The organism is Streptomyces sp. CA-251387 (assembly GCF_050936625.1).
Taxonomy (GTDB): Bacteria; Actinomycetota; Actinomycetes; order Streptomycetales; family Streptomycetaceae; genus Streptomyces.
In genome coordinates, this window is record NZ_JBNJMJ010000001.1 from 7,426,058 (window position 1) to 7,444,855 (window position 18,798).

An 18,798-nucleotide genomic window follows, 5' to 3' on the forward strand; every position below is an offset into this window, starting at 1 on the left:
TCATGTGATCTGTACGGGCAGCGATTTGAGACCGTTGATGAAGTTCGACACCAGCCGCCTCGGTGGCCCCGCCGTCCGCAGGACCGGCAGCAGGCGCAGGGCCTCCCGGTAGAGCACGCGCAGCTGCAGCCGCGCGAAGTGCGCGCCCAGGCAGACGTGCGGGCCGTCGCCGAAGGAGACGTGCGGGTTCGGGGTGCGGGACAGATCCAGCCGGTCCGGGTCGGTGAAGACCCGTTCGTCGCGGTTGGCGGAGGCGTGGAAGACGACCACCTTGTCGCCCGCGCGGATGCGACGGCCGGCCAGTTCGGTGTCCTCGGTGGCGGTGCGGCGGAAGGTGAGGACGGGCGGGTGCCAGCGGAGCAACTCGTCGACGGCGGGCGGGAGTTCGGCGCGTCCGTCGAGGAGATGCTCATACGCCTCCGGGTGCTCGGCGAGGTCGAGCAGCCCGCCGGGTGCCGCGCTGCGGACGGTGTCGTTGCCCGCGACCGTGAGCAGGAAGAAGAACATCTCCAGCTCCGGGCCGGCGAGTTCGGCGTCGTGGGCGAGGGTGGTCATGACGTCGTCGTCGGGGAACCGCCGTTTGTGCGCGGCCAGTTGCTGGGCGTACCCGAACATGTCCCGCAGCATCGCGGGTGAGCGAGGATTGACGGGCCTGCCCGCCGCGTCCCGCACCGGCGGCCCGGACTCGTCGGGGTCCTGGTACCCGATCACCCGCTGCGTCCAGTGCAGCAGCAGCCTGCGGTCGGCGTCCGGCACGCCCAGCAGGTCGGCGAGGTTGAGCAGGGCGTACTCGTCGGTGACCGTGGTGACCAAGTCGACGGTGCCGTCCGCGGCGCGGGCCTCCTCCAGGGCGCGCGTGAGGAGCGCGCGGGCCCGGTCCTGTGCGACCTTGGTGAAGCGGTCGATGCGTCCGGGGGTGAAGGCGCGGCTGACCAGCCGTCTCAGGCGTCCGTGCCCCGGCGGGTCCTGATTGAGCATCATGCGCCGGATGAACGGCAGGTCGGCCGGGTCCGGGTCGCGGATCTGGGTCGCACCGATGTACGAGGAGTACGTCGCCGAGTCCTTGAGCACGCGCACCACGTCCGCATGCCGGGTCACCGCCCAGAACCCGGGCCCGGCCGGCCAGCCCAGCACTTCCGGCTCCTCCTGCCGGGCCACGGGGTGGTGGTCGCGCAGGATGCGATAGGCGTTGTACGGGACGCCGGTGGCGTACTGCCGGGGGTCGAAGACGTCGGGCACGGGGGGAGCGTGGTGGACCGTCACGCCTGCTCGCTCTCGTCGGCGCGCAGGAAGTCCTCCACCGCTCTGATCAGCTCCAACGGTGTCTCGTCCATCGCGATGGGGGTGCCCCCGCTCGAGCGAAGCCGAGAGTGGGGGAGGCCGGTGGCGGGGAGTTCTTGCAGCTCGGCGCGGGGGTGCCAGGTCATCCACGTCCGGCGGAGCAGGTCGGCGGACAGGGCCGGGTCGAGGGCGCCGGTGACCGCGAGCGCGGGCACCGGGGATCCTTCGACCCGGGTGTGGAAGTCCTCCCCGGCCCAGGAGTCCAGCCACGCGCGGAAGGCTTTCTGGTCGCTGACCGCGAGTGAACGGGTCACCATATGGTCGAGCCAGGCGGCCGGGCGGCGGCCACCCGTGGTGGTGTCGATGATGGCGCGCCGGTTCTCCGGCTTGTGCGCCGCGTCCGCGAACAGCTCCCTCCCCCACTCTCGACTTCGCTCGAGCGGGGGACCCCCATCTCCGGCGGCAACGCCAGCGCCGACGCGGGCACCGGTGAGACCCCGACCAGCCTGCGCAGCCGGTGCGGGGCCACGGCGAGGAGACGCTGGCCGACCGCGCCGCCCATCGAGTGCCCGACCACCGAGAACCGCTCCCAGCCGAGCTGGTCGGCCAGTTCCACCAGGTCGAGGGCCGCCTCGGCCGTCGTATCCGCGCCGACTGCGTGCTTCCCGCCGCCGTAGCCGCGCAGATCGACGAGGGCGTAGGTGAACTCCGTGCGGTCGAGGTCGGGGAGGACGCCCGCGTAGGCGGACCGATCGGTGAACCAGCCGTGCACGGCGAACACCTTGTGAGGGCCGTCGCCGTGCAGCTCGTGCGGGAGCGTGTAGGAGGTCATGTGACCAAGGTGGCGCATATCGGTGAAGGCCGACAGATTGCCACGGCGGTGTTCATCTGCTCGATGTGGTGATCATGACAAATTCTTGGTAGTCATGTCGACATGCCGTTACGTCAATTGCGCTCGGGAACGAGGACAGCGGCGGCCGTTACGGTCACCTTCCTGCTGGTGGCACTCACGGCCTGCGGCGACGACGGGGACTCCTCGCCCGAAGCCGACGGGAACGAGACCGTCACGGTGGCGGCCCTGCCCTTGATCGACTGCGCCGCCCTCTATATCGCGCGGGACCGCGGCCTGTTCGAGAAGGAGGGTCTCGACGTCCGCGTCCAGCAGGTCCAGCAGAGCCTCCAGGCGCTGCCGGCCCTGGCCAAGGGGCAGATCGACATGGTCGCGAGCGCGAACTACGTCACCTATCTGCAGGCCCATGAGCAGGGCACGCTCGACATCCGGATCGTCGCCGAGGCGATCAGGGCCGCGCCGCGCATGATGGAGGTCCTGGTGCCCGAGGACTCGGACATCAAGACCGTCGCCGACCTCGAGGGCAAGAAGCTCGCGGTCAACACCCTGAACAACGTCCAGTCGCTCACCTTCAACGAGATCCTGGAGAAGCAGGGCGTCGGGCGCCCCGTCTACCGGGCGATACCCTTCCCGCAGATGGGTGCGGCTCTGGACAAGGGGCAGATCGACGCCGTGCACGCGGTCGAGCCCTACGACACTTCCATTCAGGACGAGTTGAAGGCCAGGGTCCTCGTCGACGGCTCGTCCGCGCCCGTGGAGGCACTACCGCTCAGCGGATACATCAGCACGAGCGACTACGCCGACGGGAACGCCAAGACGCTGGCCGCCTTCCAGCGGGCCATCAAGGCGGCCGTGCGGATCGCCGAGAAGGACCCGTCCGTCGTACGCGACACCCTGCCGACGTACACCAAGGTCACCGAGAAACAGGCCGAGTCGATCGATCTGCCGGTCTTTCCGCCCGCGATGGACGCCGCGCAGCTCAGCCGGCTCACCGGTCTGATGGAGAAGCAGGGGATGCTGAAGAAGCCGATCGACCCGGCGACGCTGATGGTCAAGTGACGTGACGTGAAGGGCCGTCGGGAGCAGCTGCTGCTGGGTGCTTTGGGCGTGGTGCTGGCCTTCGGTGCCTGCGAGGCCGTCTCCCGTGCCGGCCTCGTGCGGCGCAGCTATCTGCCGCCCGCCTCCGAAGTCCTGGCCCGTGCCGTCGAGTTGGCGGGCGACGCGGCCTTCCTGGACGGCATCGGGGCCACCTTGCGGGCGTGGGCGCTCGGGCTCGGTCTCGCCTGTGCCATCGCGGTGCCGGTCGGTCTGGTGCTGGGCAGTGTGCCGGTCGTCGACGCCGCCGTACGCGCGATCATCGAGTTCCTGCGGCCGCTGCCGTCCGTCGCGCTGATCCCGCTGGTCTCCCTCCTCCTCGGCTCGGGCACCGAGACCAAGGTCGTGCTGGTGACGTACGCCTCGGTCTGGCCGATCCTCTTCAACACCGTCTACGGCCTCGGCGAGACCGACCCCCTGGCCAAGGACACCCTCCGCGCCTTCGGCTTCGGCCGCCTCGCCGTCCTCCTCCGCGTCGAACTACCGGGCACGGCCCCCTTCATCGCCGCCGGCATCCGCATCTCGGCCGCGGTCGCCCTCATCCTGGCCGTCGCCACGGAGATCCTCTCCGGGTTCGGCGAAGGCCTCGGCATCTTCATCGCCCAGGCGGGGCTCGCGACGGACGGGACGCGAGATGTGCTGGCGGGGGTCGTGTGGGCGGGGGTTCTGGGGCTGGTCATCAATGGGGTGCTGGTGTGGGGGGAACGGCGGTTGTTCCCTTGGACGCCGGGGTGGCGGGGTGGGTGAAGCGCGGTGGGTGTAGCCGGGTGGGTGAAGGCGCGTACGTGAAGCGGAGTGGTGAGGGGCGGTAGGTGAAGGGGCGTGGTGAGGGGCTGGTGAGGCGGTGGAGTGTGGCTCTGAGCGGGTCGGTGGGGGCAAGTCGGGGTGTTGCGGAGGGGTGGTGCGTGGGCGCGGGGAGTACTCGCGGGGGCGGGGCTTCCGTCCCGGGTACGCGGTTCCACGTCATACGCCCCACCCCACGCGGCACCCATCCCACCGAAACCGCCGGCCCGATCGCGCCGCGGTGAGCGCTGATGGACCGCCCCCGTACCACCGCATCGGAGCCCGCCGGGGCTCGTGGCCGGCCGTCGGCCGCGGTACTTCGCGCCCTGCGCTCTGCGCCCGTACGACACGCGCCCGCCTCCGCCGCCGTACGCCACGCCCTCCTCCGCTGGCTCGTCCTCGCGGTCGCCGTGGCCGTCTGGCAGGTGGTCGCCCGAGCGCACGGCAGTGTCTACTTCCCGCCGCCCGCCGAGATCGCGCGGCACGCCCGCGACCTGTGGTTCTCGGGGCCCGCCCGGCACGTCTTCCTCACCGAGGACGCCGTCGCCGACATCCTGCCCAGCCTCGGCCGGATGGCCGCCGGGTTCGCACTCGCCGCCGTCGCCGGGATCGCACTCGGCGTCGCGGTCGGCCGCTCACGACGCGCCTACGCCCTCTGCAACCCCGTCCTGCAGTTCGCCCGCGCCGTGCCGCCGCCCGCCCTGGTCCCCGTCTTCGTCGTGATCTTCGACTTCGGTACGCCGATGCAGATCGCGTCGATCGTCTTCAGCGCCGTCTGGCCGGTGCTGATCAACACGGCGGAAGGCGCCCGCAACACCGACCCACTGCGCCTCGAGGTCGCCGCCGTGCTGCGGCTGACTCCCGCCGAACGGCTCCGCTTTCTGATCCTGCCCTCCGCCCTGCCCCGCATCTTCGCCGGCCTGCGCCTGAGCCTTTCGCTCTCCCTCATCCTCATGGTGTTCTCGGAACTGCTCCCGGGCACCGCCAACGGCATCGGCTTCACGCTCACCGACGCCCAGTCCCGCTCCGACCTGCTCACCGTCTGGGCGGCGCTGGTCCTTCTCGGCGCCCTCGGCTACCTCCTCAACACCGGCCTGCTGGCGGTCGAGAAGCGGATCGTCGGGAAAGGGAGGACGACGACCGGATGACCCTTACGCCCCTCAACCTCTGCGCAGGGACAGCCATGCTCCGATTGGACGCGGTCGGCCAGCGCTACGGCGACCACCAGGTCCTGCACGACATCACCCTCACCGTGCCCGACGGCCAACTCCTGTGCGTCGTGGGCCAGTCCGGCTGTGGCAAGTCCACCCTTCTGCGCACCGTCGCGGGCCTGCTGCCGGTGTACGACGGCACGATCACGCTCGACGGCACACCCGTGCGGGGCGTCCCCGACAACCTGGCCGTGGTCTTCCAGGACTATGCACGCTCCCTCTACCCCTGGCTCACGGTCCGCGAGAACGTGGCGCTCCCGCTGCGCCGCAGGGGTCTGCCGAGAGCGGAACGCCGGGCCGAGGCAGACCGCATCCTGGCCCGGGTCGGCCTCACCGACACGGCCCGGCGCCACCCCTGGCAGCTCTCGGGCGGCATGCAGCAACGCGTGGCGATCGCCCGCGCCCTGGTCTGCCGACCCTCCCTGCTCCTCATGGACGAACCCTTCGGCTCCCTGGACGCCCAGACCCGCGAGGACCTGGAGGACCTCCTTCTGGATGTCCACCGCACGGACGGCGCGACGATCGTCTTCGTCACCCACGACATCGACGAGAGCGTGTACCTGGGCGACCGTGTCGTCGTCCTCTCCCCGGGACCCGGCGCCAAGGTCGTCCTGGACCTGCCGGTCGAACTCCCCGGCGCCCGGGACCAGATCACGACCCGGGGCCTCGCGGAGTTCGTCGCACTGAGGTCGGAGGTGGGACGGGCGGTGAGGAAGAGATAGCGGAAGGGAGAGCGGAGGGAACCTGGGAGCCCCTTTGGCGCCGGTCGGCGCCATCCCGCCCGTCCGGCGTTGAGGACGAGGCCCTTTAGGGGCCGAAGCGGGGGTTCAGGGGACGGCAGCCCCTTGGCGGGGTGGAAGGGGCGGAGCCCCTTCAGGTTGGGACGGGTAGGGGCGGCGGGGGCGAGGAACTCCCCTGCCGGCCCCGCCCCTCAGCCGAGCCGCACGTCCTGCCACACCAACCGGTGATCAGAGGTCGGCACCGTCTTCCCGTCGCCCACCAGCCGGTACAGCGGGTCGTCGGCCGTCGGCCAGAACACCCCGTTCGCGCCAGGTATCAGGCCCTTGGACGGCAGGACGTAGTCGACGCGCAGGTTCCCGGGAGCGGTGTCGCCGAAGTCGGCGGTGTCGTACGCCGGGTCGCCGGTGTGCGAGGCGTTGGCGCCGCCCTGGAGCTTCGCGGCCTCCACGCCGCCCGCGCTGGCCGGCGGGGTGGCCGGGAGATTCACCGCTGGGTGGTCCAGCAGCTGCCGTATCGCGTGGTCGTAGCTGTCACCGTCGTACGGATCGGCGTTGTTGTCGCCGGCGATCACGAACCGCGCCCCGGGCCGCAGCCCGCCGCGTACGCCCTTGTCGTCGTAGAGATAGGAGCTGCGCCCGCGCCCGCCGATGTAGTCCGCCCACAGGCGGATCTCGTCGTGGTTGCGCCGGCCGTTGCGGTCCTCGGTGCCGTCGAAAGTGGGCGGCGTCGGGTGCGAGACCAGGAAGTGCACGGTGGAGTGCCCGACGCACACCGGCACGTCCCAGTGGCTCTTCGACGACAGCCGGAGGATCGCGCGGGCCTCGTCGCTGTAGTAGCCCGGGGGCATGAGGTGACCGGGCATGTCCTTCCACAGGAAGTGCTGGAAGGTCCGCACCGCGCGCGTGTCGATCGGGTACTTCGACAGCACGACCATGCCGTACTGCCCCGGGAACCAGCCGTAGCCGTACGCGTCCTGCCCGTACGCGTCCGAACCGGGTGTCGTGACCGCGCCGTTCTTCCCGTCGAGGTCCACGCCGGTGGCGACGCCCGTGTTCACCGGGCCGGTGAAGCGATACGGGAAGCGGATCGGCTTCGCCCCGCTCTGGCCGACCGACAGGTAGTTGCGCAGGAACAGCCGGACCGCCGTGCCCTGCTCGTCGTAGTCGAACTCGTTGATCAGCAGGACATCCGGGTCGACCCGCTGGATGGTCTCCGCGGCGTTGCGCGCCTGGGCATTGTCCGGCGTGGACAGGTCGCTGATCAGCGCGCCCTGGGTCGAGCGGTTCAGGGAGGCGTTGAAGGTGGCGAACCGTACCGACCGGCGGCCGTGCCGCTCGGCCGCCGAGGCCGGGAGCGCCGCGGTCGTGGCCAGCGCCGCCCCGGCGAGGGAGGCGAGTGCGGTGCGGCGTGAGAGAGATCCGGTGTTGTTCATTGCGACTCCGGTGGGGGAGGAGGGGAGGAGGGCAGAGGGGACACATGAAGCGCGAAAAGTCTGCGCGCGTAGAGATGAACGCCACAAGGCCCGGCGAGAACTCCCGGATTCATCCGTGATTCACGCGATGGTGTGATCATGTCCCGCGCCGCGGATGCCTGTTGGGCCCCGAGGGTAGGGCCGGGCCATGACGCAGCAGCCCTTCGAACTCCCGCACTTCTACATGCCGTATCCCGCGCGGCTGAACCCGCACGTCGACGAGGCTCGCGCCCATTCGACCCGGTGGGCGCGCGAGATGGGCATGCTGGAGGGGTCCGGGATCTGGGAGCAGGCCGACCTGGACGCGCACGACTACGGCCTGCTCTGCGCCTACACCCACCCCGACTGCGACGGCCCGGCCCTCTCCCTCATCACGGACTGGTACGTGTGGGTCTTCTTCTTCGACGACCACTTCCTGGAGACCTTCAAGCGCACCCAGGACCGCGCCGGCGGGAAGGCATATCTGGACCGGCTGCCGCTGTTCATGCCGATGGACCTGTCGACCCCGATGCCCGAGCCGCAGAACCCCGTCGAGGCCGGGCTCGCCGACCTGTGGACCCGCACGGTGCCCTCGATGTCGGTCGACTGGCGCCGCCGGTTCGCCGTCGCCACCGAGCACCTTCTCAACGAGTCCTTGTGGGAGCTGTCCAACATCAATGAGGGGCGCATCGCCAACCCGGTCGAGTACATCGAGATGCGCCGCAAAGTGGGCGGTGCCCCCTGGTCGTCGGGCCTCGTGGAGTACGCGACGGCCGAAGTGCCCGCGTCCGTTGCGGAGTCGAGGCCGCTGAGGGTCCTGATGGAGACGTTCTCGGACGCCGTACACCTGCGCAACGACCTGTTCTCCTACCAGCGCGAGGTCGAGGACGAGGGCGAACTCAGCAACGGTGTCCTGGTGCTGGAGACCTTCTTCGGCTGCACCACCCAGGAGGCCGCCGACACCGTCAACGACGTCCTCACCTCCCGGCTCCACCAGTTCGAGCACACCGCCCTCACCGAAGTCCCCGCCGTGGCGCTGGAGAAGGGGCTCACGCCGCAGGAGACCGCCGCGGTCGCCGCGTACACCAAGGGCCTGCAGGACTGGCAGTCGGGCGGCCACGAATGGCACATGCGCTCCAGCCGCTACATGAACGACCGCGCACGGTCCTCCGCGCCGTGGCAGACGCTCACCGGGCCCGGCACCTCCGCGGCCGACGTCGGCGCCCTGCTCGCGGCGGCCGGCGCCGAACGCCTGCGCGTGTACACCCACGTCCCCTTCCAGAAGGTCGGCCCGTCCCGGCTGCCCGACTTCCACATGCCGTTCGCGGTGGAGCTCAGCCCGCACCTGCCCGGCGCCCGAACCCGCCTCACCGAGTGGATGCACCGCATGGGCATGCTCCGGGAGGGTGTCTGGGACGAGGACAAGCTCGCCGCCTACGACCTCGCCCTGTGCTCCGCCGGCCTCGACCCGGACGCCACACCCGAAGCCCTCGACCTCAGCGCGCAGTGGCTCGCCTGGGGGACGTACGGCGACGACTACTACCCGCTGGTCTTCGGCCACCGCCGCGACCTGGCCGCCGCGCGCCTGACCACCCGGCGCCTGTCGGACTGCATGCCCCTCGACGGCGAGGCGGCCGTCACCCCGCTGGGCGGCATGGAGTGCGGCCTCGTCGACCTCTGGACGCGCACGACGGCCGGGATGACTCGGGCCCAGCGGCGCTCCCTGAAGGACGCGATCAACACGATGACCGAGAGCTGGGTGTGGGAGCTGGCCAACCAGCTCCAGAACCGCATCCCCGACCCGGTCGACTACCTGGAGATGCGGCGCGCCACCTTCGGCGCCGACCTCACGCTCAACCTGTGCCGCACCGGCTGCGGTCCCGCCGTCCCGCAGGAGGTCTACCGCAGCGGGCCCGTGCGCTCCCTGGAGAACGCCGCCGTCGACTACAGCATGCTCATCAACGACGTGTTCTCCTACCAGAAGGAGATCGAGTACGAGGGCGAGATCCACAACGCGATCCTCGTCGTGCAGAACTTCTTCGGGATCGACTACCCGACCGCCCTCGGAGTCGTCCACGACCTGATGACCCAGCGGATGCGCCAGTTCGAGCACGTGGCCGCCCACGAACTGCCGGTCGTGTACGAGGACTTCGGCCTCTCGGAGGAGGCTCGCGAGGCCATGCGGGGCTACGTGGCCGACCTGCAGAACTACATGGCGGCCATTCTGAACTGGCACCGTGCGGTCGCCCGTTACAAGCCCGACTTCCTGGCCCGCCGCGCCCACGGCTTCCTGCCCGACCGCCCGCCGGCCGTACCCGTCCTCAGCTGACCTCGCGCACGCGCGCAGTGGCCTCCTCGGCGAGTTCTCGTACGCCCTTCGCGGCGTTCTCCGGCAGCTCGCCGAGTATCGCGTCGGCGGCCGTGAGGAGCGCGCGGGCCTCGTCCGGTCGGCCCGCTTCGGCCAGGGAGCGGGTCAGCCTGTAGTGCTCTTTGGCCATGAAGCGGCCGAGGCTCGCGCATCGCCAGTGACGCAGGGAGTCGTCCTCGGGGGCAGCGAGGGTTTCGCGCAGGTACGCCAAGGTCCTTACCGACTGTGACAGTTGACCGACGGCACGCTCCAGGCGGGCCTGGTCGAGGCGGGCCAGCACCCGGTCCCACGCCTTCTCCCGCAACGCGGCGAGCAAGCGCTGGGCGCGCAGTGCCTGGAGGCGGTCGCCGAGTTCCTCGAAGTCGTGCGCCAGCGTCCGCAGCGGGGTCGTGGTCAACTCCCGTGGCGCGTCGGGCCGACGGAGTCTGCTGTGATCCATGACGATCTCGTCGAGACGGCGGATCAGCGCGATCCGGGCGAGCTCGGTCATGCCCTGGTCGCGGGCCAGGTCGGTCCATGTGCCCACCGGCTCGTCCGCGGGATCCGCACCGAACAGCGACTCGTCCAGTTCCTGCGCCCACGCCCGCAACTCCTGAGCGCTCGCCCCGGGTTCCGGCATGCCGCCGAGCCCGCACCAGGTGTCGTACGTCGTCTCACGCACCTCGTGCAGCAGCGGCAGGTCCGCGATGTCGCCGTGCAGCCCCACCAGCACGGCGGCGAGCCGCAGTTCGTCCGTCATCGAGGAGTGCGCCTCGTGCCGCAGCAGATGGCGCAGCACCTCGATGTCGCCGTCCGCTCGGTCGAACTGCGCGGCCCGCAGGGCGAGTCGGCGCCGTACGGGATCGCCGGCCACGGCGTCCCACACCGCGCGATCGCCTGCCCGCAGCAGCGCCAGATCGGCACGACCGCTCGCGAGCACCGGCTCCCACAGGGGCGGGCGCGGATACGAGTCGAGCAGCTGATAGGCGTTGTGCTCGGTCGCGTTCAGCAGCACGAAGTCGGGCTCGGTGCGCAGGAGCGCGGCCCGCAGCATGGCTTCCAGCTCCGTGGGGGAGCGCTCCGGAAAGCCCAAGGCGGCGCGCAGTTCGGCCCGCGCCTCTTCGAGGCCATGGCCCTGCTGGGCCTCGTCCTCCTCGTCCCCGTCCTCCTCTTCGGCTTCCGCCAGACCGATCATGATCTCGAGCGCCTCGTCGACGCTGGAGCCGATGATCCCGGCCGAGCCCTCCGAGTCGGCGTACAGCACCGAGCCGTCCGCGCACACGAAGTACGTACCGCCGGTGTCGTCCCCCGCGACTATGTCGAGCGGCCCGCCCGAGGCGAGGCGGACCTCCTCGACGTGACCATGGGCCGCACGGTGGATGTCGAAGCCGAAGGGGAAGGCCGCCAGTCCGGCCAGTCGGGGGTTCTCTCGGAGCAGCGGCAGCGCGCGATCGGTCATGTCACAGAACGTAACAGCCGCCACTGACAACGGACTTCTGACCGCCGAGGGAGGACACACGGGCTGACCCACGCGCGCGTGCCGCGTCGGGCACGCGCGGCGCGTCACGCGTGCGTGGGGACCTTCCGCGCCGCGTGCTCCACCGCGGCTCGCGCCAGCGCCCGGACCATCGGGTGCGGGCGCGAGCCCTCGCCGGACAGCTCCGGCTGGAACAGGGATGCGAGGAAGAAGGGGTGGCCCGGCAGTTCTGCCATCCTGACCTGCCCCTGGGTGTCCTGCCCGCTGAAGCGCAGCCCGTGTTCCCGCAGCGTGTCGAGGTGGCGGGAGGGGCCGTAGTGGCAGGAGTAGCGCTCCACGGTCCGCTCGGCACCGATCACCGACTGGGCGAGCGACCCCGCTTCCAGCACGACGGTGTCCTCGTGGTCGGCCAGCGAGCAGGCCAGCGGTTCGATGAGAAAGTCCTCGGCATCGGGGTCGTTCTCCGCGTGCGCCACCTTCGGCAGCCCACAGGCGCTCCGGGCGAACTCCAGCAACGCGTGCTGGAAGCCGGCGCAGGTGCCGAGGAACGGTATGCCCTCCGTGCGCGCGGTGCGGATCGCGGCGAGGACACCCGCCTCACTGCGGTACGGGCTGCCCGGTACCACCCACACGGCGTCGAAGCCGCGCACCGCGCCCTCGGCCTCGGCGTCCTCGGACGGGATCCAGTAGGCGTCCAGGACAAGCCGGTCGTGTGCGGCGAGCGCGTCGAGCAGCTGGGGGATGCGGGTGTGCGAGACGACGTTGGGGGACCGGTCGCCGACGAGGGCGACCTTCGCAACGGGCATCGTGGTGTCGGTCATGGCCCTCATCCTGGGCGCGCGGCGTGGTTCACGTCCAACGATGATTACTACACCTCCGATAAGCAGAACTGATGGCATGGGGGATGCTGTCCGGCATGGACCCGCACCTGCTGCGCACCTACGTCACCGTCGCCCGCCTCGCCTCGTTCTCCGAGGCCGCCCGCGAACTGGGCTACACCCAGTCGGCGGTGTCCCAGCACATCGCCGCGCTCGAACAGGACCTCGGCGCCCCGCTGCTCACCCGCCGCCCCGTCGCGCCCACCGCGGCCGGCGAGCGGCTCCTGGAACACACGGGGCCGCTGCTGCTGCGGCTGGAGGCGGCCCGCGCGGACGTCGTTCGCATGGTGGCCGCGCCCGACCACGGGCTGACGCTCGCAACCGCGCCGACCGCGCTCGGGCCGCGCGTCCTCGCCGCGCTGCCGGCCTCCGGAGTGACCCTGCGCGTGCTGCCGCGCGACGAGGTCCCCGCGGCCGTCGCCACGGGTACGGCGGATCTCGGCCTCGTGGACGGCCTGGCCGCCCCCAGCGACCCGTTGCGACTGCCCGACGTGGCACCGCTGACCACGTACGGCGTGGGGGAGGAGCCGGTCTGTGTCCTCCTGCCCGACACCCACCCGCTCGCCCGGCGCGCGGGGCTGCGCCTCGGCGACCTGGCCGACGCCCGCTGGCTGGACGCCCCTGACGCCGGGCTGCCGCTCGCCCACCTCCGCGCCGCGAACGGCGGCCACGGCTTCCGCTGCGCCCTGCGCTACGAGGGCACCGACGTCCGCACCCTCACCGCCCTGGCCGCGGCGGGGCACGGCCTGACCCTGCTGCCACGCCCGGCCGCCACCGATGTACCCGGCACGGTCGCCGTACCGGTCACCGAACCGCGAGTCGTGCACCGGACGGAACTGGTGCACTCGGGAGCGCTCGGGGGAGCCGCGGCGGCGGTCGCGGAGGCGTTGGCCGAACGGGCGTGGTGAGGCAGTGGCCCGCCCCTCCGCCACCTCCTCCGACGTCCCGTTTTCGCCGTGACGCCTATGGCTTCCCGTTCCTGACCACCGGTCAGTCTCACTCGATCGTGGCTCGTTGTGCGCCGGTGCGCAGGGTAGTCACCAGGCGGAGGCGATCCGATGGAACAGACTGCGTTGCGACCCAAGCCCATGCCAGGTCAGGGGCCCGGCGACGGCCCCGAGCCAGGCCCCGACACACGGCGCCCGCACGCCGCGCCCCGCCGACGAGGCCGACGGCTCACAACCCTCCTGGTCGCCCTGCTCGTCGGGATGGTCCTGGTCCTGTCCGGGGTCGGACTCGGCGCGATGGGAGCCACGATGATCGGCATGGGCAAGCTCGCCGAACTGCAACGCCGCGCGGGACAGGGCGCCTCCGCAACCCCGGCCCCCTCCGCACACCCCCGCTCCCCGATGCCGAGCCCCTCTCCGGCTCCCGCCGTCGCCACCCTCGGTGTGGAAGCCGTGGACGCCGGGAAGCCGGGCGCCCTGGTCGTCGGCGTTCACGTGCCCGGCCCGGGATACGCGGCCGGCCTGATCCGGGGCGATGTGATCCTCGCGTTCGACAAGACCCGCGTCGAATCGGCCGCGGACCTGGCGCGGGCCGTCGCCGCGTCCCGCCCGGGCAGCGAGGCCGTCCTGACGGTGCGCCACCGCAGCGGCGGCTTCCAGCAGCTCACGGTCGTCCCGGGCGTCGTCACCTGACGGCCCGCCTCCCCTTGCGGGAGTACGGGAAAACCACTGGTCACCCTCCGCCGACAAGGCCACGATGACCCCATGCTGACCACCCTGATCGCCTTCCTGGGGGCCTGTACCCTCGTCGCCGCCTCGCCCGGGCCCAGCACCGTCCTGATCATCAAGCAGTCCCTGCACAGCAGACGCTCCGGCTTCCTGACCGTGCTCGGCAACGAGACCGGCGTCTTCATCTGGGGCGTCGTCGCCGCGTTCGGCCTGACCGCGCTGCTGACGGCCTCCGAGGTGGCGTACGACGTGATGCGGATCGTCGGCGCGGTCGTGCTGGTCGGCTTCGGCGTCCAGGCGCTGCGGCAGGCGCGCCGCGGCAAGGGCGCGGAGGAAGGCAGCTGGGAGGCCACCCACAAGAGCGGCTGGGCCTCCTACCGCGGCGGGCTGCTGCTCAACCTCGCAAACCCCAAGGCGGCCGTCTTCGCCCTGTCCTTCCTCCCGCAGTTCGTGCCGGAGGGCGCCCCGCACCTGCCGGCCATGGTCGGCCTGGCCGCGCTCTGGGCGGTGTACGAGGTCGGCTACTACGGCCTCTACGTGTGGTTCGTCGGCCGGATGAAGGCCGTGCTGTCCCGCACGGGCGTGCGCCGGCGCCTGGAACAGGTCTCCGGAGGCGTCCTGCTGCTCCTCGGCGTCCGGATGGCGCTGGACAGCTGACCCATGGCATGGGAGAGCTGACGCCGTGCCCCACCACCAGCCGTCCGAAAGACCTGCCGAAAGACTCGCCGACCGGCTCGCGCCGCCCCTTCCCTACGGGCAGGATGCTGCCCGTAGTCCTTATCAGCGCCCAGGGAGGCCCGGATGACCGGCACCGCACCCGCGCCCTTCACCGCCGACGACTACCGGGCCCGGATGGAGCGTGCCGCGCGGACGGCCGCGGACGCCGGACTGGCCGGGCTGCTGGTGGCCCCCGGCCCGGACCTGGTGTGGCTCACCGGCTACGCGCCCCCGCGGAGACCGAGCGGCTCACCCTGCTGGTCCTCGTGCCCGGCCGGGACCCCGTCCTCGTCGTCCCCGCCCTGGAGGCCCCGGACGCCGCGAAGGCCTCCGGCGCGCCCGGTCTGACCCTGCGCGACTGGACCGACGGCCAGGACCCCTACGCCGCCACCGCCGCCCTCCTCGACGCGAGCGGCCGGTTCGGCATCAGCGACAACGCGTGGGCGATGCATCTGCTGGCCCTGCAGCGGTCGCTTCCCGGCACCGCCTACGCCTCCCTCACCGACGTCCTGCCGATGCTGCGGGCCGTCAAGGACGTCGCCGAGGTGGAGCTGCTGGCGGCCGCGGGTGCGGCCGCAGACGCAACGTTCGAGGAGATCCGGAAGGTTCCCTTCGGCGGCCGCCGCGAGTCCGACGTCGCCGCCGACCTCGCCGACCTGCTGCGGGGCTTCGGCCACTCCCAGGTCGACTTCACGATCGTCGCCTCGGGCCCCAACGGCGCCAACCCGCACCACGAGGCGGGCGACCGGGTGATCGAGAGCGGCGACATGGTCGTCCTCGACTTCGGCGGCCTCAGGTACGGCTACGGCTCCGACACCTCCCGCACGGTCCACGTCGGGGAACCCACCGACGAGGAGCGCCGCGTCCACGACCTGGTGCGCGCGGCCCAGGAAGCGGGCTTCCGTGCCGTACGGCCCGGCGTCGCCTGCCAGGAGGTCGACCGGGCCGCCCGCGCGGTCATCGCGGACGCCGGATACGGCGAGTACTTCATCCACCGCACCGGGCACGGCATCGGCGTCACCACGCACGAGCCGCCGTACATGATCGAGGGCGAGGAGCAGCCGCTGAGGCCCGGCATGTGCTTCTCCGTGGAGCCCGGCGTCTACCTGCCCGGCCGCTTCGGAGTGCGCATCGAGGACATCGTGACGGTCACCGAGGACGGCGGCCGGCGCCTCAACGACACGACCCGCGAGATGGTCATAGTGGACTGATCCGGCGACCGATCCCGGAGCAAGGAGCCCCCGTAGACCCCCGAGCGACAACGGCGCGACCATGACCCAGGCACCGACACCCACCGCGGACACTGTCCGCCGACTGGTCCGTTCCCTGCTCAAGGAGGGCGCGGACGACTCGGCGGGACCGGAGGTCCGCCCTGCCGCCCCGGGCGCCGAACCCGCCACCTGGCTGGTCGGCACCCGCCATGTGCTGCGCCTCGCCCCCGACCGTGACGCAGCCGCCCGCCAGCGCCGCGAACTGCGCCTGCGCGACCTCGTCCGCCCGCACGTCCCCGTCGCCGTGCCGACGAGCATCGCGCACGGGGAGTGGGCGCCCGGGCTGACCTACACCCTGGACACCAAGGTGCCCGGCGGGTCGGGCACCCAGCACGACGTGTCCGCGGTCGGCGAGACCGATCTGGCCGGGCTGCTCACGGGGCTGCGCGAGGTCCCGGTACGGCAGGCCGAGACGCTCGGTGTGCCGCGCGCCGCCCCACGCTCGCTGGAGGCCCTGCGAAGGGCCGCCGAACGTGCCGCCGCACGCCTCGCCGACGCCGACGAGTTCGACGCCACCCGCCTGCGCCAGCTCACCCAGCCGGCCGCCGTGCAGCTCGCGGCCCAGCCCGGCACCGCCGTCCTCGTCCACCACGCCCTCACCGGCGACCACCTCGTGGTCAGCGCCGACGGCCGGGTGCGCGGCCTCCTCGGTTGGGCCGACACCGTCCTGGGCGACCCCGCCGAGGACATCGCCGGCCTCGCCCTCACCGTCGGCTCCCCGGCCGCCGTGCGCGCCGCCACCCTCGCCGGCTACGGCGCCCGCCCCTGCCTGCGCGGCCTCTGGCTCGCCCGCTGCGACGCGGTCCTGCACCTCGCGGCCCGCCTCGACGGCAAGGGCGAGACACCCCTCCCGCTGCTGCGGACGCAGCTCCGGCACGCGTGGGAGGCGATCCTGCTGGAGCGCGTGACGGAACTCAGGGAGGACGACGGCGACGAGGAGCTCTAGTACGGCGAGAAGCTCCAGTACGGCGAGGATGTGCCGTACGCGCGTGGGGAACCCCCGAGCACGCGGGCTCTCCTGCCCGGAGGAGGCGACGGCGCCACGGCCGGTGGTGCAGGGCGGGCGGCTCCGAAGGGGCGATGCGCGCGCACGCGCCCCCGCCCGGCGCTACGCACCCCGGCACCGCCCCGCTCATCCCTGCAACAGCACCACGCCCGACTCCCCGGGCACATGCAGCACCCCGTCCGCGCCCGGCGCCTCCACGGGCTCCCAAGCCGCCAGTACGACCGCCTGACGGGGCCCCAGGGGGATCGCCGCCGGATCCTTGGCGAGGTTGACGGCCACCCGTACGTCGCCGCGCCGGAAGGCGAGCCAGCGCCCCTGCTCGTCGTAGGCCACCTTGGTGTCGGCGAGGTCGGGATCCGTGAGGTCGGGCTGCTCGTGGCGCAGGGCGAGGAGACGGCGGTACCAGGCCAGCACGCGCGCGTGGGGCTCGCGGTCCGGTTCGGACCAGTCGAGGCAGGAGCGGTCCCGGGTCGCCGGGTCCTGCGGGTCGGGCACGTCCTCCTCGGCCCAGCCGTGCGCCGCGAACTCGCGCCGTCTGCCCCGCCGTACGGCCTCGGCGAGCTCCGGGTCGGTGTGGTCGGTGAAGAACTGCCAGGGGGTGCTCGCGGCCCACTCCTCGCCCATGAACAGCATCGGCGTGAACGGCGCGGTCAGCGTGAGTGTGGCCGCGCAGGCCAGCAGGCCGGGGGACTCCGGCAGGAACGCGGCCGCGAGCCGGTCGCCCTGGGCCCGGTTGCCGACCTGGTCGTGGGTCTGGCTGTAGCCGAGGAGGCGGTGCGCCGCCACGCGCGTGCGGTCCAGGGGGCGACCGTGGCGCCGGCCCCGGAAGCTCGAGTAGGTGCCGTCGTGGAAGTAACCACCGGTGAGGGTCTTGGCCAGGGCCGCCATGGGGGCTCGGGCGAAGTCGGCGTAGTAGCCCTGGGACTCGCCGGTCAGCGCGGTGTGCAGGGTGTGGTGGAAGTCGTCGTTCCACTGGGCGTGCACACCGAGACCGCCCTCCTCGCGCGCGGTGATGAGCCGAGGGTCGTTGAGGTCGGACTCGGCGATCAGGTACAGCGGTCGGCCGAGGTCGGCCGAGAGGCTGTCGACGGCCGTCGACAGCTCCTCCAGGAAGTGGCACGCGCGCGTGTCCACCAGCGCGTGCACCGCGTCCAGGCGCAGCCCGTCGATCCGGTAGTCCCGCAGCCAGGCCAGCGAGCTCTCGACGAGATACGCGCGCACCTCGTCCGAGCCGGGCGCGTCCAGGTTGACGGCGGAACCCCAGGGCGTCTGATGTGTGTCCGTGAGGTAGGGCCCGAAGGCGGGCAGATAGTTGCCGGACGGGCCGAAGTGGTTGTGCACGACGTCGAGGACCACGCCCAGGCCCAGCTCATGAGCCCGGTCGACGAAGCGTTTCAGCGCTTCCGGCCCGCCGTACGGCTCGTGCACGGCCCACAGCGAGACCCCCTCGTAGCCCCAGCCGTGCCGCCCGGGGAAGGGACACAGGGGCATCAACTCGACGTGTGTGACACCCAGTTCCGCGAGATGGCCGAGCCGCTCGGCGGCCGCGTCCAGGGTGCCCTCACGCGTGTACGTGCCCACGTGCAGCTCGTACAGCACCGCACCGGGCAGTGGCTTGCCCGCCCACTCGGTACGCCACTCGTACCGGCCGTGGTCGACGACCGCGCTCAGCCCGTCAGGGCCGTCCGGCTGCCGACGGGAGCGCGGGTCGGGCAGCACGGGACCGTCGTCCAGCGAGAAGCCGTACCGCGTCCCGTCCCGCGCCTCTGCCTCCCCCCACCACCATCCCGCGCGATCCGGATCGCGCTCCAACGCGCGCGTGGCACCCTCGCAATGGAGCGTCACACGGTCGGCCTGCGGTGCCCACACCTCGAACTGCACGGACGGTTCCCCTTCGTCTGCTCACCGTGATGTAGCCCGTCCATGGTGCTTCAAACGAGATCAATCCGCTTTTGAATCTTCCCTTTTGCGGCGGGTGTCGCGCCCGGCCTCGCCGAGCACGCGCGCGTGGCCAT

At 71.9% G+C, this 18,798-nt stretch carries 16 protein-coding genes and 1 pseudogene; 10 read left to right on the forward strand and 7 right to left on the reverse strand.

Annotated elements, in window-relative coordinates:
• Genes ACQEV2_RS33090 through ACQEV2_RS33100 form a run of 3 tightly spaced genes read right to left on the reverse strand, consistent with a single transcriptional unit; the run spans nucleotide 1 to nucleotide 2,113 of the window.
• Nucleotides 1-1,263, reverse strand: coding sequence for a cytochrome P450 (locus ACQEV2_RS33090; RefSeq protein WP_433049783.1), 1,263 nt, complete (start codon nucleotides 1,261-1,263; stop codon nucleotides 1-3).
• Nucleotides 1,260-1,598: an alpha/beta fold hydrolase gene (locus tag ACQEV2_RS33095; protein ID WP_433049786.1), complete on the reverse strand. Its 339-nt coding sequence runs from the start codon at nucleotides 1,596-1,598 to the stop codon at nucleotides 1,260-1,262. Before ACQEV2_RS33095 ends, ACQEV2_RS33090 begins: the two co-directional genes overlap by 4 nt.
• Nucleotides 1,592-2,113 (reverse strand): alpha/beta fold hydrolase, encoded by a 522-nt coding sequence (locus ACQEV2_RS33100; protein ID WP_433049789.1) that lies wholly within the window; start codon nucleotides 2,111-2,113, stop codon nucleotides 1,592-1,594. The genes ACQEV2_RS33095 and ACQEV2_RS33100 overlap by 7 nt, the downstream gene beginning before the upstream one ends.
• Nucleotides 2,114-2,281: 168 nt before the next feature.
• Here ACQEV2_RS33100 and ACQEV2_RS33105 point away from each other — a divergent pair, with 168 nt between their 5' ends.
• From ACQEV2_RS33105 to ACQEV2_RS33120, 4 genes are all read left to right on the forward strand, one after another.
• Nucleotides 2,282-3,190: an ABC transporter substrate-binding protein gene (locus ACQEV2_RS33105; RefSeq protein WP_433049792.1), complete on the forward strand. Its 909-nt coding sequence runs from the start codon at nucleotides 2,282-2,284 to the stop codon at nucleotides 3,188-3,190.
• Between the two features lie 6 nt (nucleotides 3,191-3,196).
• The gene (locus tag ACQEV2_RS33110) at nucleotides 3,197-3,973 is read left to right on the forward strand and encodes an ABC transporter permease (RefSeq protein ID WP_433049795.1); all 777 of its coding nucleotides are present in this window, start codon (nucleotides 3,197-3,199) and stop codon (nucleotides 3,971-3,973) included.
• Between the two features lie 287 nt (nucleotides 3,974-4,260).
• Entirely contained in the window at nucleotides 4,261-5,157 is an 897-nt protein-coding gene (locus ACQEV2_RS33115) for an ABC transporter permease (protein WP_433049798.1), read from the forward strand.
• 35 nt (nucleotides 5,158-5,192) lie between these two features.
• A complete protein-coding gene (locus ACQEV2_RS33120; RefSeq protein WP_433049800.1) occupies nucleotides 5,193-5,942 on the forward strand; it encodes an ABC transporter ATP-binding protein in 750 nt (249 codons plus the stop codon).
• Between the two features lie 209 nt (nucleotides 5,943-6,151).
• Here ACQEV2_RS33120 and ACQEV2_RS33125 read toward each other — a convergent pair whose 3' ends face one another.
• Entirely contained in the window at nucleotides 6,152-7,393 is a 1,242-nt protein-coding gene (locus ACQEV2_RS33125; RefSeq protein WP_433049803.1) for an endonuclease/exonuclease/phosphatase family protein, read from the reverse strand.
• Nucleotides 7,394-7,580: 187 nt separating this feature from the next.
• Between ACQEV2_RS33125 and cyc2 the strand changes: the two genes are divergently transcribed.
• Entirely contained in the window at nucleotides 7,581-9,740 is a 2,160-nt protein-coding gene (cyc2, locus tag ACQEV2_RS33130) for a germacradienol/geosmin synthase Cyc2 (protein WP_433049806.1), read from the forward strand.
• Here cyc2 and ACQEV2_RS33135 read toward each other — a convergent pair.
• Both ACQEV2_RS33135 and ACQEV2_RS33140 read right to left on the reverse strand, forming a co-directional pair.
• Complete coding sequence (locus ACQEV2_RS33135) at nucleotides 9,733-11,217, reverse strand: hypothetical protein (protein ID WP_433049809.1); 1,485 nt, start codon at nucleotides 11,215-11,217, stop codon at nucleotides 9,733-9,735. The two genes, cyc2 and ACQEV2_RS33135, sit on opposite strands and share 8 nt — an antisense overlap.
• Before the next feature lie 104 nt (nucleotides 11,218-11,321).
• Nucleotides 11,322-12,041 carry a CTP synthase C-terminal region-related (seleno)protein gene (locus ACQEV2_RS33140; protein ID WP_433054954.1) on the reverse strand — a complete coding sequence of 240 codons (720 nt, stop codon included), beginning with the start codon at nucleotides 12,039-12,041 and terminating at the stop codon, nucleotides 11,322-11,324.
• Nucleotides 12,042-12,151: 110 nt separating this feature from the next.
• Here ACQEV2_RS33140 and ACQEV2_RS33145 point away from each other — a divergent pair, with 110 nt between their 5' ends.
• The 5 genes and pseudogenes from ACQEV2_RS33145 to ACQEV2_RS33165 all read left to right on the forward strand — a co-directional run bounded on the left by ACQEV2_RS33145 (nucleotide 12,152) and on the right by ACQEV2_RS33165 (nucleotide 16,723).
• A complete protein-coding gene (locus ACQEV2_RS33145) occupies nucleotides 12,152-13,021 on the forward strand; it encodes a LysR family transcriptional regulator (protein ID WP_433054957.1) in 870 nt (289 codons plus the stop codon).
• Between the two features lie 150 nt (nucleotides 13,022-13,171).
• On the forward strand, nucleotides 13,172-13,753 hold the full coding sequence (locus tag ACQEV2_RS33150; RefSeq protein WP_433049812.1) for a PDZ domain-containing protein: 582 nt from the start codon (nucleotides 13,172-13,174) through the stop codon (nucleotides 13,751-13,753).
• A gap of 72 nt (nucleotides 13,754-13,825) precedes the next feature.
• Nucleotides 13,826-14,446: a LysE family translocator gene (locus ACQEV2_RS33155; RefSeq protein ID WP_433049814.1), complete on the forward strand. Its 621-nt coding sequence runs from the start codon at nucleotides 13,826-13,828 to the stop codon at nucleotides 14,444-14,446.
• A 144-nt stretch (nucleotides 14,447-14,590) separates the two neighbouring features.
• Nucleotides 14,591-15,717, forward strand: a pseudogene (locus ACQEV2_RS33160) (aminopeptidase P family protein).
• A 61-nt stretch (nucleotides 15,718-15,778) separates the two neighbouring features.
• Nucleotides 15,779-16,723 carry an aminoglycoside phosphotransferase family protein gene (locus ACQEV2_RS33165; protein WP_433049817.1) on the forward strand — a complete coding sequence of 315 codons (945 nt, stop codon included), beginning with the start codon at nucleotides 15,779-15,781 and terminating at the stop codon, nucleotides 16,721-16,723.
• A gap of 186 nt (nucleotides 16,724-16,909) precedes the next feature.
• Here the strand turns inward: ACQEV2_RS33165 and treZ are convergent, their stop codons facing one another.
• Nucleotides 16,910-18,664 carry a malto-oligosyltrehalose trehalohydrolase gene (gene treZ, locus ACQEV2_RS33170; RefSeq protein WP_433049820.1) on the reverse strand — a complete coding sequence of 585 codons (1,755 nt, stop codon included), beginning with the start codon at nucleotides 18,662-18,664 and terminating at the stop codon, nucleotides 16,910-16,912.
• Nucleotides 18,665-18,798: the final 134 nt, after the last annotated feature.

Excerpts from the sequence above, each read along its gene's own strand:
- ACQEV2_RS33095 (WP_433049786.1), bottom strand. The coding sequence starts at position 1,598 with ATGGTGACCCGTTCACTCGCGGTCAGCGACCAGAAAGCCTTCCGCGCG.
- ACQEV2_RS33100 (WP_433049789.1), bottom strand. The coding sequence starts at position 2,113 with ATGACCTCCTACACGCTCCCGCACGAGCTGCACGGCGACGGCCCTCAC.
- ACQEV2_RS33115 (WP_433049798.1), top strand. The coding sequence starts at position 4,261 with ATGGACCGCCCCCGTACCACCGCATCGGAGCCCGCCGGGGCTCGTGGC.
- ACQEV2_RS33120 (WP_433049800.1), top strand. The coding sequence starts at position 5,193 with ATGCTCCGATTGGACGCGGTCGGCCAGCGCTACGGCGACCACCAGGTC.
- ACQEV2_RS33125 (WP_433049803.1), bottom strand. The coding sequence starts at position 7,393 with ATGAACAACACCGGATCTCTCTCACGCCGCACCGCACTCGCCTCCCTC.
- cyc2 (WP_433049806.1), top strand. The coding sequence starts at position 7,581 with ATGACGCAGCAGCCCTTCGAACTCCCGCACTTCTACATGCCGTATCCC.
- ACQEV2_RS33135 (WP_433049809.1), bottom strand. The coding sequence starts at position 11,217 with ATGACCGATCGCGCGCTGCCGCTGCTCCGAGAGAACCCCCGACTGGCC.
- ACQEV2_RS33140 (WP_433054954.1), bottom strand. The coding sequence starts at position 12,041 with ATGCCCGTTGCGAAGGTCGCCCTCGTCGGCGACCGGTCCCCCAACGTC.
- ACQEV2_RS33145 (WP_433054957.1), top strand. The coding sequence starts at position 12,152 with ATGGACCCGCACCTGCTGCGCACCTACGTCACCGTCGCCCGCCTCGCC.
- ACQEV2_RS33150 (WP_433049812.1), top strand. The coding sequence starts at position 13,172 with ATGGAACAGACTGCGTTGCGACCCAAGCCCATGCCAGGTCAGGGGCCC.
- ACQEV2_RS33155 (WP_433049814.1), top strand. The coding sequence starts at position 13,826 with ATGCTGACCACCCTGATCGCCTTCCTGGGGGCCTGTACCCTCGTCGCC.
- ACQEV2_RS33165 (WP_433049817.1), top strand. The coding sequence starts at position 15,779 with ATGACCCAGGCACCGACACCCACCGCGGACACTGTCCGCCGACTGGTC.